Below are 15,356 nucleotides of genomic sequence, written 5' to 3'. Positions count from 1 at the left end.
AACATTCGTACGCTCATATTGTCTCGTGCAGCACGAGCGAACTCGATTGGAACGAACGCGCGAGTTCGTCCGACGGCATGGCCTGGCCAATCAGCCAGCCCTGTATGTGGTCGCAGCCCAGTTCGGCGAGCAAGTCACGCTGCGCCTCCGTCTCGACGCCTTCCGCGACGAGTTCCAGCCCGAGCGACTGCGCGAGCCCGACCACCGCGCCCACGATCGCGCGGTTGTTGCGCGACGTAATCAGGTTTTCGACAAAGCTGCGGTCGATCTTGAGCTTCGCGAGGGGAAAGCGTTGCAAATAGGCGAGGCTCGAATAGCCGGTGCCGAAGTCGTCCACGGCGAAGCGGATGCCGAGCGCGCGCAGTGCTTCGAGCAGGCGCGTCGCTTCTTCCGGGTCCTGCATCAACAGGCTTTCGGTGATCTCGAAGACGAGCCGCTCGGCGTCGATGCCCGTCAGCGCGATGGCTTCTTTCACCGCCGCCATGAAGCGCTTGTCGCGGAACTGCCGCGGCGACACGTTCACCGACACGTAATCGAGCCGGATGCCGATGGCGTCCCACTGCACGAGCTGCATGCACGCCGCCTTCAGCACCCAGTTGCCGAGATAGTTGATGAGGCCGATGGATTCCGCGAGCGGAATGAACGTCGAGGGCGGCACGAGCCCATGCGCCGGATGATGCCAGCGCATCAGCGCTTCCACGCCGACGACCGCGCCCGTGCGGATCTTCGTGATCGGCTGGAAAAAGAGCGAGAACTCGCCGTTGCGCACGGCCTCGTAAAGATCGGCTTCGAGCTTGAGGCGCTCCGCGTCGGCGGGATCGTCGTCGAGCGAATGGACGACGAGCGTGTTGCCGCCCGCGGCCTTCGCCTGCGCGAGCGCGAGATCGGCCATGCGCAGAAGGCTCGCCTGCACGCCGGACTTCGCGGTCGCGCCGTCTTTCACGGCGTGGTCCGGATACAACGCCACGCCGACGCTCGCCGACAAATGCGTGTGCTGTCCGCGATTCCGGTACGGCTGCGCGATGGCCGTCAGCAGCCGGCGCGCGAGATTCTCGGCGGCTTCGGCGGTCGCGCCCGCGGGCAGCAGCAGCGCGAACTCGTCGCCGGCCACGCGCGCCACGCGCTCGCCGTGCGTGGCCGTATGCTGAATGCGGCGCGCGGTTTCGCGCAGCATGTCGTCGCCGGCCTCGGAGCCGAGCGCCCGGTTGATGCGCTGATAGTCGTCGATATCGAGCAGGACGAGCGCCGTCTGCGTGCGCGTGCGTTCGGCCTCCGCCTGCATCGCGCCGACCGCCGCCTGAAGCGCGGTCGCGTTTTCGAGGCCGGTGAGCGGATCGTGATGCAGCGCGTGCGTGAGCGACGCTTCGCGTTCGCGCCAGCGCGACACGTCGAACGCGGCGAGCGCGAAGCCGGGCGTGCCCTGCGAGGCGGTCGCCAAAACCCGCAGCTCGACGCAGATCGGGTAGGTGAGCGACTTCACGAGATGGAGCGTCGCGCATTCGAGCTGGCCGCTCTCGCGCGCGCGGGCGACGAGCGCGTCAAGTTCGCCCGCTTCCTCGGACGGCACGAGATCGTGCAGCGTCAGCATGCTCAGGTAGTCGTGGTGATAGCCGATGAAGTCGATGCTCGCGTGCGACACGTACTGAAAGCGCAGCGCGTCGTCCACCTGCGCGAGGAAATCGACCGCGCCGAGCGTCGCTTCGAGCGCGGCGGCGGGCCTGCCCGCGCCGTGAGCAGTTAACGAGGCGGAAGCAGAGGCGGAGGAAGAGGCGGACGCGGGCGACCCAGCATCGTGCGCGTGTGCATCGCGGTCGTCTCGCGCGGCGGGTCTCCATGCGCGGCAAAGCACATCGAACGCGATGCGCCAGGGTGCGCGGCGGGAGACGGAAGTCCGGTTCGCTTGCATGGTCAGTTAAGGTTCTCGCGGCGGCGCGCAGCCAATGGTCGACGCACAAGCTGATCGTCGGATGCTTCGGCGGCGCGCGAATGCCGCTTCGAGCGGCTCGGCGTACGGCGCGCCGGCATGAGGCGCGGCACGCTCTATCAGGCGAGTTATCGGCGGATTGGCGAATTTCTTTAACCGTCATGCCGCGTCACGCGGGACGCCGGCGGCAATCAGGGAAAACGCGCGGCGCGGCCGTTGCGCGCCTGGCGTAAAACATGGACGCAAGGCGATTTTCGGTTACAGTGCGCGTTTCCGGCGACAAACGCCTCGGCCCCGGTCGCCATGTTGGCGGGCGTCCCGCGTTACGGTCGCCCGATTCGGGAATTCCCACACGTCACGCTTCATGATCGATTGCCTTCTATCGCCGACCCGCGCAGGTCGTTGCGGCTTCGAGACCGCTCAGGTGCGGGCGTCGGCGCAAACCTTTGCGCGCGCGGTCGTTGTCCTGCCTGACGGATTCGTCGGCCTCATTCGGTTTCCGTCATGCCCGATTCAACGCTGAAGCTGCGCGCCCGACGCGAGCCGAGCGTCTACGTCGGCCGTCAGCCGATTCTCGACGGCGCGGGCGCGCTCGCCGCCTACGAACTCCTCTTCCGCGACAGCCCGGAAAACCGCGCCCGCGTCGATAACGACGTGCAGGCGACGGCGCATGTCGTCGCGCGCACGGTCGGCGAAATCGGCGTGCCGGCCGTGCTCGGACTGCATCCCGGCTACGTGAACATGAGCCGCGAACTCATCTTCGACGACATCGTGCATCTCATGCAGCCCGAGCGATTCGTGCTCGAGTTGCTGGAGAGCATCGAGTTCGACGACGCGCTCTTCAAGCGATGCGCGCAGTTGCGCCGCGACGGCTTTCGCTTCGCGCTCGACGACGTGACGCGCCTCGACGATACATTGCTCGCCGCGCTGCCGTCGGTCGATATCGTCAAGGTGGACGTGCTCGCGGCCGAGCGCGCGCACTTGCGTGAACTGACGGCGCTCGTCAAGAAGCACGGCAAGCTGCTCGTCGCGGAAAAGGTCGAGACGCACGAGGATTTCGCGCAGGCGCGTGCATTGGGCTTCGATCTCTTTCAAGGCTATTTCTTCGCGCGGCCCCAAGTGCTGTCGGCGCGGCGCGCGAGCCCGGCACGCGGCACGCTCCTGCGGCTCTTGTCCGTGCTCGGCAGCGATCCGAGCCTGCGCGAGCTCGAAGTGGAGCTGAAGCGTAATCCTGACATCGTGCTGCAACTCATGCGCCTCGCCAATTCGAGCGCCCACGCGCGGGGGCGCAACGTGTCGTCGCTGAAGGAAGCCATGGCCGCCGCCGGCACGCGCCAGTTGATGCGCTGGACGCAACTGCTGCTGTACGCGGACGGCAGCGGCCTGCCGTGGCGCTCCGACCCGCTCTTGCAACTCGTCGGCACGCGGGCGCGCTTCATGGAACTGGCGGCGGATGCACTGCGTCCATCGGATGAAGCGTTCTCGGATGCCGCGTTCATGACCGGCATCTTTTCGCTCGTGCACGTGGTGGTGGATCTGCAGCCGGCCGAGATTGTCGATAAGCTGCATCTGACCGCCGATATTCGCTCGGCCATTCTCGCGGGCGAGGGCGAACTGGGCGCCCTGCTCGGCATCGCGCGGGCGACCGAACGCGGCGATGTCGAAGCCATCGACGCACGACGGCTCGCCGATCCGGCGCTCGACGCGCTGAGCCCCGCGCTTCTGGCTTCGCTTCAGGTGGAAGCGGCGGCATGGTTCGGCGAGCAAAGGCTCGACTGAACGCGGCACCAACCCGATCACGGAGACACATCCGCATGAAAAGAAGAACGAAGCTGGCAGGCGCGGCGCTTTCGGGCTTGATCGCGTGCGCGGTCGCGGCGTATCCGCTCTTGGCGCGCGCCACGCTCAAGCCGGGCGATGCCGCGCCTGCGTTCGTCACGCAGGCGTCGCTCGGCGGCAACGTCTTCGACTACTCGCTCGCCGACGCGCTCAAGAAAGGCCCCGTCGTGCTGTACTTCTATCCGGCGGCGTTCACGAAGGGCTGCACGATCGAAGCGCACGAGTTCGCCGAAGCGGTCGATCAATACAAGGCGCAGGGCGCGACGGTGATCGGCGTGTCGCACGACGATATCGGCACGCTGCAGCGTTTTTCAGTGAGCGAATGCCGCAGCAAGTTCCCGGTCGCCGCCGATACCGACGCGAAGATCATCGGCGCGTACGACGCCGCATTGCCCTTCAAGAGGTCGATGGCCAACCGCGTGTCGTACGTGATCGCGCCGGACGGCAAGGTCATCTACGAGTACACGAGTCTGTCGCCGGATCAGCATGTCGCGAACACGCTGCAGGCGCTGCGCGAGTGGAACGCGAAGCACAAGGCGCAGTGATGGCGGCCGCTCCGTTCGTTCGCAAAGGGTAGCCGTCATGCCGATCGTTCTCGCGCTTATCGCGCTCGCTGCGCTGATCTACGGCGCGGTGTGGTCCTTCGACGCGCTCGATGCGCGCTTCGGGCTGGGCGTCGCCGTCGGCGTCGCGGTGGTCGTGGCGGCGGCGGTCGCGGCGGGCATCGCGTACTGGCTCGCGCGGCGTCGCGAGATCGCGCCGAATCTGCCGCGCGTGAAGGGCGACGCCACCAACTGGACGCACGAACTGAAGCGCGACTGGGGCGGCGTGCGGCTCGCCGCGGGCAAGCGCCTGCTGGACGTGCGCGTAGGCGAGGCGACCGGCCACTACATCTTCGCCGACCTGCGCGACGCGCAACTCGCGCGGGACGACGCGCGTGGCGAGTGGCACGTCGTTCTCGATGTCGCCGACAAGGTTCACGGCCAATGGCGTCTGCCGATGGCCGACCGCGCCGAGGCCCGCAAGTGGACGCGCATTCTCTCGCTCGCGGTCCGGCAAAAGCTCTGATGCGTCATTCCACGTGATAGCCAATGTCGCTGCGCACCTTGCCGCGAAACACCCAGTACGACCACGTCACGTAGATCATCAGCACCGGCAGCAGGAACAGCGTTCCGATCAGGAAGAACTGATGCGTGATGGGCGCGGCCGACGCGTCCCATAGCGTCACCGAAGGCGGCGCGATGAACGGCCACAGGCTGATGACGAGCCCGGTGAACGCGAGGAAGAAAAGGCCCATCGAGCAGACGAAGGGCAGCACTTCGCGGCCTTTCGAGAGACTCGACCAGAGCTTCCACGCGAGAAAGGCCGTGAGCAAGGGCACGGGCGCGAACGCGAAGGCCATCGGAAAGCCGAACCAGCGCGCCGCGATGCGCGCGTCTTTCAGCGGCGTCCACAAGCTGATGAGCAGAACGAACGCCAGCACGCCGATGAGCGCGAAGCGCGCCATCTTGCGGCCCCACGCCTGCAAGTCGCCTTCGGTCTTGAGCACGAGCCACGTCGAGCCTTGCAGCGCGTAGCCGAAAATCAGGCCGACGCCGACCAGGAGCGGAAACGGCGCGAGCCAGTCCCAGCTCGTTCCCGAGTACTGCCGGCCCACGATCGGAAAGCCCTGAATGAACATGCCGAGCACGATGCCTTGCGAGAACGTGGCGAGCAGCGACCCGTACGCGAACGCGCGATCCCACAGCCACTTGCGCGCGCCGACGACCTCGCGGAATTCGAACGCCACGCCGCGAAAGATCAGCCCGAGCAGCATGAAGAGAATCGGGAAATAGACGGCCGGCACGATGATCGCGTAGGCGAGCGGAAACACCGCGAACAGTCCGCCGCCGCCGAGCACGAGCCACGTTTCGTTGAAATCCCAGACGGGCGCGACGGAGTTGATCATCAGATTGCGCTCGTCGTGGTCGCGGCGCAGCAGAAAGAGCATGCCGACGCCGAGATCGAAGCCGTCGAGCAGCACGTACATGAACACGGCCAGCGCGAGAATGGCGGCCCACAGCGGCACGAGATCGAGCATCGCGTTCTCCGGTTGTCAGGATGAGCTAGTTGGGCCGGCGCGGCGGCACGATGTCGTCGCTCGGCGCGACGTCCGCCGTCTGCCGCGAGGTGTCTCTGCTCGACGATACGGCCGAAAGCGGCCGCGCCGCGCGCGTCTTCGGCTGAAGCAGTTCGTTCTCGTGACCCTGCGTGGCTTCGGACGGACCGATGCGCACGAGACGCCGCAAGAGGATGTATCCCGAGCCGAAGATCACGGCGTACGCGAGCACGTAAAGCAGCCACGACAGCCCGACATCGCCGGTGGTGAGCGAGGGCGTCACCGAATCGCGGGTGCGCAGCACGCCGTACACGGTCCACGGCTGCCGGCCGGCTTCGGTCGTCGTCCACCCGGCGAGCACGGCGATGAAGCCGAGCGGCATCGCGAGCGTCGCCGCGCGCAGCCATCGCCTGCTGCGTTCGAGCTTGCCGCGCGCGAAGAGCACGATGCCCGACAGCACGATCGCGAGCATCAGCATCGCGATGCCGACCATGAGGTGAAACGCGAAGAACACGACTGCGACGGGCGGGCGGTCCTCGCGCGGAAAGTCCTTGAGGCCGCGCACGTAGCCGTTCGGATCGTGCGTCAGATAGATGCTGCCGAGCACCGGCACCGAGATCTCGAAGTGATTGCGCTCTTCGTCCTGATCGGGAATGGAGAAAAGATTGGCGGGCACGCGCGAGCCCGATTCCCATAGCGCCTCCATCGCGGCGAGCTTGGCGGGCTGATGCTTGAGCGTGTTGAGGCCGTGGGCGTCGCCGAGCACCATCTGCACGGGCACCATGATGATGAGAAAGATCAGCGACATCTTGAGCATCACGCGGCTTTCCTCGATCGCGCGCCCCTGACGCATATACATGGCGCCGACGCCGAGAATGACGAAGGCGGTGGTCACGAGAAACGCGCTGACCGTGTGGCTCAGCCGGAACGGAAACGACGGCGAGAAGATCACGTCGAAGAAGCTGACCACTTCGAAGCGGCCGTCGGGCATGAGGCGGTAGCCTTGCGGCGTCTGCATCCAGCTATTGACGGCGAGAATCCAGAACGACGAAATGAGCGTGCCGAGCGCGACGAACAGCGCGGACATCACGTGCGCCCACTGCGGCACGAGCTTGCGGCCGAAGAGCAGCACGCCGAGAAACGCCGACTCCAGAAAGAACGCGGTCAGCACCTCGTAGCCCATCAGCGGGCCGACGACGTTCGCGGTGCGGTCGGCGTAGCGGCTCCAGTTAGTGCCGAACTGAAACGGCATCACGATGCCCGACACCACGCCCATGCCGAACGACACCGCGAAGATCTTGAGCCAGAACGCCGACAGCCGCCGGTAGACATCGCGCTTGGTGATCCACCAGTTGACTTCCAGCGTGGCGATGAAACAGGATAGCCCGACGGTGAAAGCCGGCAGCAAGATATGAAACGCGATGACCCACGCGAACTGAAAGCGCGAGAGCAAAACCGAGTCGATATGCATGAACGCTCCTTGGCGATTCTTGCAACGTTTGCGTCGAACGATGCGACTGTACGCACGTCGTTCCTTAATACACCGTTTGCCGGCGCGGGACACGCGGCGCGCATGACCCTGTTTGCTACAATTTCGGCCTCGCGCTCATCAGCTAACCGCGTGCCGGACGACCGGGGCGCGCATCGACTCATTGGGGACGGCCCCATCTTCATGGGAGTGACCCGATGTCCTGGATTCTTCTCTTCATTGCCGGTCTGCTGGAAGTCGCGTGGGCGGCGGGCTTAAAGACGTCCGACGGCTTCACGAAGCTCGGCCCGTCCGTTTTCACGCTCGTGACGGCCATCGGCAGCTTCGTGCTGCTCGCGCTCGCCATGCGCCAGTTGCCGCTCGGCACCGCGTATGCGGTGTGGACGGGCATCGGCGCGGTCGGCGCGTTCGTGTTCGGCATCGTGTTCATGGGCGAGGCGGTGTCGGCGGCGCGCATCGTGAGCGCGGTGCTCATCATCGCGGGCTTGATCGGACTCAAGCTCACGTCGGGGCACTGAAAGGCGCGGGAACGGCAATCGCTTGGCCGCTGCGGTGCCACGCGCCCACTGCGGGCATTTTGCGTGGATATAATGATCTGAAGTCAGTCTGACGGGCGCCTCGCGTGCGGTTGCGGTTTTCGCGGCGGGAGGCTGGCGGTCCATCTTACGCGCGCCCGCGTCGCGGCTTCTTTCGGTCACGCTTCGGTCAGCGGAGCGGGCCGATTGTTTCAGCCGGTACAGCATCGAGCCGTGGCCCCAAGCGCGCGGCTGGCGCAACAAGGAGGCGGCAATGCTGGAATCACTTTCGCTCGCTGCGGGCCTTTCATGGGCGAGCGGGCTGCGCCTGTACCTCACGGTCTTCGTCGCCGGCCTGTTCGCCCGCATGGGCGTCATTCATCTGCCCGACACGCTCGCCGTGCTCGCTTCGCCGTGGGTAATCGGCGTCGCCGCGTTCCTCGCGTTCGTCGAATTTCTCGCCGACAAGATCCCCGCGCTCGATTCCCTGTGGGACGCCATTCATACGTTCATTCGCATTCCGGCGGGCGCCGTGCTCGCGGCGGGCTCGCTCGGCCACGCCGATCCGACGCTGCTCACCGTTGCCGCGCTCGCGGGCGGCACGCTCGCCGGGGCGTCGCATTTCGCGAAGGCCGGCACGCGCGCGCTCATCAATCTTTCGCCGGAGCCGGTGTCGAACTGGGCGGCATCCGCCACCGAAGATGTCGGCGCGACGCTCGGCCTCGTGCTCGCGTTCTTCGTGCCGCTCCTGTTCCTCGTCATGCTGATCGCGTTTCTGGTGGTGGCCGGCTGGGCGCTGCCGCGCCTCGTGCGCGGCGTGCACGGCGGCGTGTCGCGCATGGCCAAGCACATGCTGCCGGGCACGCATAACCCGATCAGCCGACTGCGGAGCAAGCACGATTGAGCACGGCGGCCAACGACAAACCGGCGGCCAAGGCGTCGCAAGGACCGCACGCGCCTCACCACACGCATCCGGGCGCCCGGCTCGACTTCCTCCAGACCGTGCGCCAGTCGTGGCGCATGACCGCGCGCGACTGGCGCGCGGGCGAACTCACGATGCTGTTGCTCGCGCTCGTGCTGGCGGTCGCCGCGTTGTCGAGCGTCGGTTTTCTCGCGGATCGCATGCGGCAGGGGCTGGCCCGCGACGCCCGCCAGATGATCGCCGCCGATTTCGTCGTGCGCGCCGATCACCCCGTCGATCCGATGTTCGCGCAAGAAGCGCGTGCGCTCGGGCTCGAAACGGCAGGCACGACCATCTTCCCGAGCATGGTCAGCTCGGCCGGGCAGACGCCGCTTTCGCGGCTCGCGGCGATCAAGGGCGTGACGCCGGGCTATCCGTTGCGCGGCGCGCTGCGCATCGCGCCCGGCCCCGATGCTCCTGACTCGCCCGCGCAAGGCATTCCCGCGCCCGGCACCGTCTGGGTCGATCCCGCGCTGCTCGACGCGCTCAAGACGAAAGTCGGCGGCGCGGTGAAGGTCGGCACGCGCACCTTCACGGTCGCGGCGGTCATCATGCGGGAAATGGACCGCGGCTTCTCGTTCGTGAACTTCTCGCCGCGTCTCATGATGCGCGCCGATGAAATCGCGGCGACGGGGCTCATCGGCTACGGCAGCCGCGTGACGTACCGGCTGCTCGTCGCGGGACCGGACGCGCAGGTCGAGCGGTTCGCGCAGTTCGCGCGCGGCAAGACCGACGGCGGCAAGCTGCGCGGCGTCGCGCTCGAATCGCTCTCGGACGGCCAGCCGCAAGTGCGGCAGACCATCGACCGCGCGAGCCACTTTCTTACGCTCGTCTCGCTCCTGACGGCGCTGCTCGCGGCGGTCGCCATCGCCATGGCCGCGCACCGTTTCGCGCGACGCCATCTGGACGGCTGCGCCGCAATGCGCTGCCTCGGCATCAGCCAGCGGACGCTGCGCGCGCTCTTCGTCAACGAATTCCTGGCGATCGGCGTGATCGGCAGCGTGGCGGGCATCGTGCTCGGGTTCATCGGGCATCTGGTGCTGCTGCGCGCGCTGGGTTCGCTCGTCGATGTCGAGTTGCCGCAGGCGAGCGTCTGGCCCGCGTTGCAAGGCATCGCGATGGGTCTCGTGCTGCTGCTCGGCTTCGCGCTGCCGCCGCTTTTGCCGCTCACGCGCGTGCCGCCGGTCCACGTAATCCGCCGCGAACTGGGCGATGCGAGCCGTATCGCGTATGCGGCGTACGGCGTCGGCGTGCTGCTCTTCGCGGCGCTGCTCGTGATCGCGGCGGGCGAGCTGAAGCTCGGCGTGATCGTCGCGGGCGGATTCGCGGCGGGGCTGCTGCTCTTCGGCGTGATCGCGCGGGCGGCGCTGTGGGCGGCGGCGCGCTTCGTGCGGCGCGAAAGGAGCCGCGCGGGCGTCGGCTGGCGCTATGCGCTCGCGTCGCTGGAGCGGCGCAGCGGCGGGAGCGCGTTGCAGATCACGGCGCTCGGCATCGGGCTGATGTGCCTGCTGCTGATCGGCATGACGCGCAACGATCTCATCAAGGGATGGCGCGACGCCACGCCGCCGGATGCGCCCAACGAATTCCTGATCGACATTCAGCCGGACCAGCGCGACGGCGTGCTCGCCTATCTGCACGGCCACGGCCAGCCCGACGCCGTGCTCTCGCCGATGGTGCGCGCGCGCCTCGTCGCGATCAACGGCAAAGCGGTGAATCCGGACAGCTACGACAAGCCGGACGCGAAGCGGCTGGTGGACCGCGAGTTCAATCTCTCCTACACGACCGCGCTGCCCGACGACAACCGCGTGACGCAGGGCGCGTGGTACGGCGCGAGCGGCAAGCCGCAGGTGTCGATGGAAGAGGGCATCGCGAAGACGATCCGCGTGAAGATGGGCGACATGCTGCGTTTCGACGTGGCCGGCCTGCCGGTGGAAGCGCCCGTCACCAGTCTGCGCAAGGTGGACTGGAATTCGTTCAAGGTGAACTTCTTCGTGCTGATGCCGCCCGAGGCGCTCGCGGACTTGCCCGCGACCTTCATCACGAGCTTCCATCTGCCTGCGAACGATCAGCGCATGATCGACGGCCTGATCGCCGCGTACCCGAACGTCACGGCCATCGACACCGCGCCGATTCTCGCGCAGATTCAGCGCACGCTCGCGCAGGTGATCGGCGCGGTGCAATTCCTCTTCATCTTCACGCTCGCGGCGGGCGTGCTCGTGCTGTACGCGGCGCTCGCCGGCACGCGCGACGAGCGCATGCGCGAGTCCGCGCTGTTGCGCGCGCTCGGCGCGTCGCACCGGCAAGTGCGCTCGGTGCAGGTCGCGGAGTTCGTCGCGGTCGGTGCGTTGTCGGGCTTCATGGCCGCGCTCGGCGCGCAGGGCATCGGCTACGTGCTCGCGTCGCGCGTGTTCGAGTTTCATATCGATTTCAATCCGTGGCTCGTGCCGGCGGGCGTCGTCGCGGGCATCGCGTGCGCGGGGCTCGGCGGCTGGCTCAGCCTGCGGCGCGTGCTGGCGCGCCCGGCGCTGCAATCGCTACGGGACGCATAGTTTTCCGTCAAAGCAAAGCAATGAGCGAAGTGAATCAACCGGCTTCCGAAGACGAAGCGACCAATCAACGAGCGCCGACCGCGTTCGAACTCATCGGCGGCGAGGAGCGCGTGCGCGCGCTCGTCGACCGTTTCTACGATTTGATGGACCTGGAGCCCGAGTTCGCGGGCATTCGCGCGCTGCATCCGCCGACGCTCGACAATTCGCGCGACAAGACCTTCTGGTTCCTGTGCGGCTGGATGGGCGGACCGGATCACTACATCAGCCGCTTCGGGCATCCACGGCTGCGGGCGCGGCATCTGCCGTTCGCCATCGCGTCGAGCGAGCGCGATCAATGGCTGCGCTGCATGGCCTGGGCGATGGAGGACATCGGTCTTGACGAGCCGCTGCGCGAGCGCCTGCTCACGTCGTTCTTCGATACCGCCGACTGGATGCGCAACCGTCCCGGCTGATTCGCCCGCTTGTGTACCGGGCGAGGCCGCGCCGCTTTGCGGCATCATCTGCGATCAACCGACCATCCAAGGCTTTCGAGGACACGAAGTCATGACTACACGCGCGCTCTTTCGCGAGGACGCTTATCAAAGACGCTGCGAGGCGACCGTCACCGCCATCGACGAGGCGGGCATCCATCTGGACCAGACCGTGTTCTATCCGCTCGGCGGCGGGCAGGCGGGCGACGCCGGAACGCTGACGCTCGCCGACGGCACGGTCGTCGCCATCGCGGATACGCGCAAGGCCAAGTTCGAAGGCGCGACGCCCGACGATGCCGTCCATGTGCCCGCGCCCGGTCAGGAAGACGCGCTCGCGAAGCTCAAGGTGGGCGACAGAGTGAGCGCGGAAATCGACTGGGAGCGGCGGTATCGGCATATGCGGCTGCACACCGCGAGCCACCTGATCTGCGCGGTGCTGCCGTATCCGGTCGATGGCTGCAGCATCACGACCGACTACGCGCGGCTCGATCTCGCGACCGTCGAGCCGATCGAGCGCGAAGCAGTGGAAGCGAAGCTGCGCGAGCTCGTCGGCGGCTCGCACGACGTGCGCACGGAATGGATCACCGATGACGAAATGTCCGCGCGCCCCGAACTCGTCCGCACGATGAGCGTGAAGCCGCCGATGGGTCTCGGCCGCGTGCGGCTTCTGCGCATCGAGAACGTGGACTTGCAGCCGTGCGGCGGCACGCATGTGCGCAATACCGGCGAAATCGGCACGCTGCGCATCGCCAAGCTGGAAAAGAAGAGCGCGCGCACGCGGCGGCTGGTGCTGGAACTGGCTTGACGGTCGTGACCGGCGACCGGCGCGCGCAGGGCGTGCTGGACTTTTGGTTCGGCGCGGAGGGTTCGCCCGAGTTCGGCACCGAGCGCAAGGAGTGGTGGAGAAAGAAGCGCGCATTCGACGCCATGCTGACCGAACGCTTCGGCGCGCTGCTCGACGAAGCGCAGGCGGGCGGGTTAGAAGAGTGGGAACGCGAGCCGCTTTCGGCGCTCGCGCTAATCGTGGTGCTGGATCAGTTCTCGCGCAACTGCTATCGCAACACGCCGCGCGCTTTTGCCGGCGACGCGCGGGCGCTCGCGGTCGCGAAGACGCTCGTCGAGCAGGGCGACGATTTGCGAATGCCGAGCGCCTGTCATCGCGCGTTCGTGTACACGCCGTTCGAACACGACGAAACGCTCGCCAGCCAGCGTGAATCGGTGCGCCTTTTCGCGAAACTGCGCGACGACACGGGCGTCGCGAGCTTCTACGACTCCGCGTTGAGACACGCGGAAGTCATCGAAAGATTCGGGCGCTTTCCGCATCGGAACAGGATACTCGGGCGCAAGACGCTGCCCGACGAAGAAGCGTGGCTCGCCGAGCACGGCGGCTTTTGAACGCCCGAGACGATCACCGTCCGCCCGTCACGTCCAGTATCGCGCCGGTCACATAGGACGACGCATCGGAGAGCAGCCAGACGATCGATTCTCCGACTTCGTCCGCCGTGCCGGGGCGTCCGAGCGGCGTGTGCACGCCGAGCACGTGCGCGCGGTCCGGCTTGCCGCCGCTCGCGTGGATGTCGGTTTCGATGAGGCCGGGGCGAATCGCGTTGACGCGCACGCCTTCCGGGCCGAGTTCCTTGGAAAGCCCGATGGTCATCGCGTCGATCGCGCCTTTGGAACCCGCGTAGTCCACGTATTCGTTCGGCGACCCGAGCCGCGCCGCCGCCGACGACACGTTCACGAGCGAGCCGCCGTGGCCGCCGCGCGAGCGCGACAGACGCCGCGCCGCCTCGCGCGCGCACAGATACGCGCCGAGCACGTTGGTGTCGAAGATGCGCTTGAGCCGCTCGATGTCCATGTCGGCCAGAGGCGCCCCCGGCGCGACGATGCCCGCGTTGTTCACCACGCCGTCGAGCTTGCCGAAGGCTTGCTCGGTGGCGTCGAACATGGAAATGATCGCGGCTTCGTCGCGCACGTCGCCGGCTATCGCGATGGCCTTGCCGCCCGCCGCGCGCACCGCCGCGACGGTTTCTTCGGCGGCTTGCGCGTTCGACGCGTAGTTCACGCCGACCGACCAGCCCCGCGCGCCCGCGAGAATGGCAGCCGACCGGCCGATGCCGCGGCTCGCGCCGGTGATCAGGATGACTTTGGACATCGCTCGACTCTCCTCAGACTGCGTTGCGTTTCTCGGACCACTTGTCGTTCGCGGGCGGTATGTAGGCCGCGAGCTTCGCGATCATCTCGTCCGGCTCGGCGGCCACCTGAATCATGTCCAGATACGGCTTGCGCATGAAGCCTTCCTCGATGGTATGACGCAGCATCGACAGAAGCGGGTCGAAATAGCCGTTCACGTCCAGGAGGCCGACGGGCTTCTGGTGATAGCCGAGTTGCGCCCACGTGTACACCTCGAAGAACTCTTCGTACGTGCCGACGCCGCCGGGCATCGCGACGAAGGCATCGGCGAGATCGGCCATCTTCTTCTTGCGCTCGTGCATGTCGGGCACGACGTGCAGTTCGGTGAGATCCGTATGGCCGACTTCCTTCGCGAGCAGCAACTCGGGAATCACGCCGACCGCGCGTCCGCCGGCGGCGAGCACTTCATCGGCGATCAGGCCCATCAGCCCGACGCGGCCGCCGCCGTAGACGAGCGACAGGTTCGCTTCAACGAGCGCGCGGCCGAACGCGCGCGCGGCTTCGGCATAGACGGGGCGGGCTCCGGTGGCGGAGCCGCAATAGACACACACTGCCTTCATTATCGGGAATCCTTCGGTGTTTCGTTCTTCGATGCGCTGGCGGCATCGTCGCGCGGCGGCAGGAAGTCCGCGAATCCGCGCTTGGGCATCTTACCGGACACCAGATCGTCGAAAAGCTGGCGCGAGCGGCCGCGCAGATACGGCGCCATGATCGAGATGATGTGCACGCTCACCTGATGAAGTTCCGCGCGAATCGCTTCCTGATCGTTGTACTTGCGCGGATTCATCACGTACTGATACGACAGCCAGTATGTGGCGATCACGCCGATGTTGGTCGCGATCACCTCGATCTCGGCGGGCGTCGCGACCATTTCCTGATCGGCGACGAGCGCCTCGCACAGCTGCTGCGCAAAGCGCACCTTGTGCGTGATGATCTGCTTGAAGTGCGTCTCCAGCGTGCGGTTGCGCGCGAGAAGGTCGTTCAGGTCGCGGTAGAGAAAGCGATACGTCCAGAGAAAATCGGCCATGTACTGCAGATAGGACCACATCTCGTCGATGGTCGGCCGGTGATCGTCCGGAAAGCGCAGGCGCTTCTGAATCTGCTGCTCGAACTGCGCGAAGATGCTGTTGATGATGTCGTCTTTGTTGCGGAAATGGTAGTACAGATTGCCTGGACTGATTTCCATCTCCTCGGCGATCGTCGTCGTGGTGACGTTGGGTTCGCCGATATCGTTGAACAACTTCAGCGACAGCTCGAGAATCCGTTCGCGGGTACGGCGGGGAGGTTTCGCTTCCATGTCGTCCGACCTTGGCATCCG

15 protein-coding genes are annotated in these 15,356 nt (G+C 66.6%); 9 read left to right on the top strand and 6 right to left on the bottom strand.

Annotation, left to right across the window (positions count from 1 at the left end; genetic code table 11):
• Positions 1-13 precede the first annotated feature (13 nt).
• Positions 14-1,906, bottom strand: coding sequence for a bifunctional diguanylate cyclase/phosphodiesterase (locus tag LDZ26_RS08430; protein WP_244846834.1), 1,893 nt, complete (start codon positions 1,904-1,906; stop codon positions 14-16).
• A 522-nt stretch (positions 1,907-2,428) separates the two neighbouring features.
• Between LDZ26_RS08430 and LDZ26_RS08425 the strand changes: the two genes are divergently transcribed.
• The 3 genes from LDZ26_RS08425 to LDZ26_RS08415 are packed head-to-tail and all read left to right on the top strand — an operon-like array spanning position 2,429 to position 4,831.
• Entirely contained in the window at positions 2,429-3,703 is a 1,275-nt protein-coding gene (locus LDZ26_RS08425) for an EAL and HDOD domain-containing protein (protein ID WP_244846833.1), read from the top strand.
• A 35-nt stretch (positions 3,704-3,738) separates the two neighbouring features.
• A complete protein-coding gene (locus LDZ26_RS08420) occupies positions 3,739-4,308 on the top strand; it encodes a peroxiredoxin (protein WP_244846832.1) in 570 nt (189 codons plus the stop codon).
• 37 nt (positions 4,309-4,345) lie between these two features.
• Positions 4,346-4,831: a hypothetical protein gene (locus LDZ26_RS08415; RefSeq protein ID WP_244846831.1), complete on the top strand. Its 486-nt coding sequence runs from the start codon at positions 4,346-4,348 to the stop codon at positions 4,829-4,831.
• A gap of 4 nt (positions 4,832-4,835) precedes the next feature.
• On the opposite strand, the gene cydB is transcribed toward LDZ26_RS08415, so the two are convergent.
• Both cydB and LDZ26_RS08405 read right to left on the bottom strand, forming a co-directional pair.
• Entirely contained in the window at positions 4,836-5,843 is a 1,008-nt protein-coding gene (gene cydB, locus LDZ26_RS08410; protein WP_244846830.1) for a cytochrome d ubiquinol oxidase subunit II, read from the bottom strand.
• A gap of 25 nt (positions 5,844-5,868) precedes the next feature.
• Positions 5,869-7,332: a cytochrome ubiquinol oxidase subunit I gene (locus LDZ26_RS08405; protein WP_244846829.1), complete on the bottom strand. Its 1,464-nt coding sequence runs from the start codon at positions 7,330-7,332 to the stop codon at positions 5,869-5,871.
• Positions 7,333-7,547: 215 nt separating this feature from the next.
• On the opposite strand from LDZ26_RS08405, the gene sugE reads away from it, so the two are divergent.
• From sugE to LDZ26_RS08375, 6 genes are all read left to right on the top strand, one after another.
• Complete coding sequence (sugE, locus tag LDZ26_RS08400; RefSeq protein ID WP_244846828.1) at positions 7,548-7,868, top strand: quaternary ammonium compound efflux SMR transporter SugE; 321 nt, start codon at positions 7,548-7,550, stop codon at positions 7,866-7,868.
• 271 nt (positions 7,869-8,139) lie between these two features.
• Entirely contained in the window at positions 8,140-8,769 is a 630-nt protein-coding gene (locus tag LDZ26_RS08395; RefSeq protein ID WP_244846827.1) for a DUF4126 domain-containing protein, read from the top strand.
• A gap of 116 nt (positions 8,770-8,885) precedes the next feature.
• Positions 8,886-11,375, top strand: a complete 2,490-nt coding sequence (locus tag LDZ26_RS08390) for an ABC transporter permease (protein WP_244849096.1) — start codon at positions 8,886-8,888, stop codon at positions 11,373-11,375.
• A gap of 20 nt (positions 11,376-11,395) precedes the next feature.
• Positions 11,396-11,827 (top strand): group II truncated hemoglobin, encoded by a 432-nt coding sequence (locus LDZ26_RS08385; protein WP_244846826.1) that lies wholly within the window; start codon positions 11,396-11,398, stop codon positions 11,825-11,827.
• Between the two features lie 91 nt (positions 11,828-11,918).
• On the top strand, positions 11,919-12,650 hold the full coding sequence (locus LDZ26_RS08380; protein ID WP_244846825.1) for an alanyl-tRNA editing protein: 732 nt from the start codon (positions 11,919-11,921) through the stop codon (positions 12,648-12,650).
• Positions 12,647-13,240 carry a DUF924 family protein gene (locus tag LDZ26_RS08375; protein WP_244846824.1) on the top strand — a complete coding sequence of 198 codons (594 nt, stop codon included), beginning with the start codon at positions 12,647-12,649 and terminating at the stop codon, positions 13,238-13,240. The genes LDZ26_RS08380 and LDZ26_RS08375 overlap by 4 nt, the downstream gene beginning before the upstream one ends.
• Positions 13,241-13,253: 13 nt before the next feature.
• On the opposite strand, the gene LDZ26_RS08370 is transcribed toward LDZ26_RS08375, so the two are convergent.
• The 3 genes from LDZ26_RS08370 to LDZ26_RS08360 are packed head-to-tail and all read right to left on the bottom strand — an operon-like array spanning position 13,254 to position 15,335.
• The gene (locus LDZ26_RS08370; RefSeq protein ID WP_244846823.1) at positions 13,254-14,000 is read right to left on the bottom strand and encodes an SDR family oxidoreductase; all 747 of its coding nucleotides are present in this window, start codon (positions 13,998-14,000) and stop codon (positions 13,254-13,256) included.
• A gap of 13 nt (positions 14,001-14,013) precedes the next feature.
• Positions 14,014-14,598, bottom strand: coding sequence for a TIGR00730 family Rossman fold protein (locus LDZ26_RS08365; protein ID WP_244846822.1), 585 nt, complete (start codon positions 14,596-14,598; stop codon positions 14,014-14,016).
• A complete protein-coding gene (locus tag LDZ26_RS08360; RefSeq protein WP_244846821.1) occupies positions 14,598-15,335 on the bottom strand; it encodes a TetR/AcrR family transcriptional regulator in 738 nt (245 codons plus the stop codon). The genes LDZ26_RS08365 and LDZ26_RS08360 overlap by 1 nt, the downstream gene beginning before the upstream one ends.
• Between the last annotated feature and the right edge of the window lie 21 nt (positions 15,336-15,356).

The sequence above is a fragment of the Caballeronia sp. SL2Y3 genome (genome assembly GCF_022879575.1).
GTDB lineage: Bacteria > Pseudomonadota > Gammaproteobacteria > Burkholderiales > Burkholderiaceae > Caballeronia.
The sequence above is the reverse complement of the archived record's forward strand: the minus strand, read 5'-3'. Positions and strand labels throughout refer to the sequence as shown.

Bases quoted from the DNA above. Each gene is read 5' to 3' on its own strand.
- LDZ26_RS08415 (WP_244846831.1), top strand. From the start codon at position 4,346: ATGCCGATCGTTCTCGCGCTTATCGCGCTCGCTGCGCTGATCTACGGC.
- LDZ26_RS08425 (WP_244846833.1), top strand. From the start codon at position 2,429: ATGCCCGATTCAACGCTGAAGCTGCGCGCCCGACGCGAGCCGAGCGTC.
- LDZ26_RS08430 (WP_244846834.1), bottom strand. From the start codon at position 1,906: ATGCAAGCGAACCGGACTTCCGTCTCCCGCCGCGCACCCTGGCGCATC.
- LDZ26_RS08380 (WP_244846825.1), top strand. From the start codon at position 11,919: ATGACTACACGCGCGCTCTTTCGCGAGGACGCTTATCAAAGACGCTGC.
- LDZ26_RS08370 (WP_244846823.1), bottom strand. From the start codon at position 14,000: ATGTCCAAAGTCATCCTGATCACCGGCGCGAGCCGCGGCATCGGCCGG.
- LDZ26_RS08390 (WP_244849096.1), top strand. From the start codon at position 8,886: ATGACCGCGCGCGACTGGCGCGCGGGCGAACTCACGATGCTGTTGCTC.
- LDZ26_RS08420 (WP_244846832.1), top strand. From the start codon at position 3,739: ATGAAAAGAAGAACGAAGCTGGCAGGCGCGGCGCTTTCGGGCTTGATC.
- LDZ26_RS08405 (WP_244846829.1), bottom strand. From the start codon at position 7,332: ATGCATATCGACTCGGTTTTGCTCTCGCGCTTTCAGTTCGCGTGGGTC.
- LDZ26_RS08395 (WP_244846827.1), top strand. From the start codon at position 8,140: ATGCTGGAATCACTTTCGCTCGCTGCGGGCCTTTCATGGGCGAGCGGG.
- sugE (WP_244846828.1), top strand. From the start codon at position 7,548: ATGTCCTGGATTCTTCTCTTCATTGCCGGTCTGCTGGAAGTCGCGTGG.
- LDZ26_RS08360 (WP_244846821.1), bottom strand. From the start codon at position 15,335: ATGGAAGCGAAACCTCCCCGCCGTACCCGCGAACGGATTCTCGAGCTG.
- cydB (WP_244846830.1), bottom strand. From the start codon at position 5,843: ATGCTCGATCTCGTGCCGCTGTGGGCCGCCATTCTCGCGCTGGCCGTG.
- LDZ26_RS08365 (WP_244846822.1), bottom strand. From the start codon at position 14,598: ATGAAGGCAGTGTGTGTCTATTGCGGCTCCGCCACCGGAGCCCGCCCC.
- LDZ26_RS08385 (WP_244846826.1), top strand. From the start codon at position 11,396: ATGAGCGAAGTGAATCAACCGGCTTCCGAAGACGAAGCGACCAATCAA.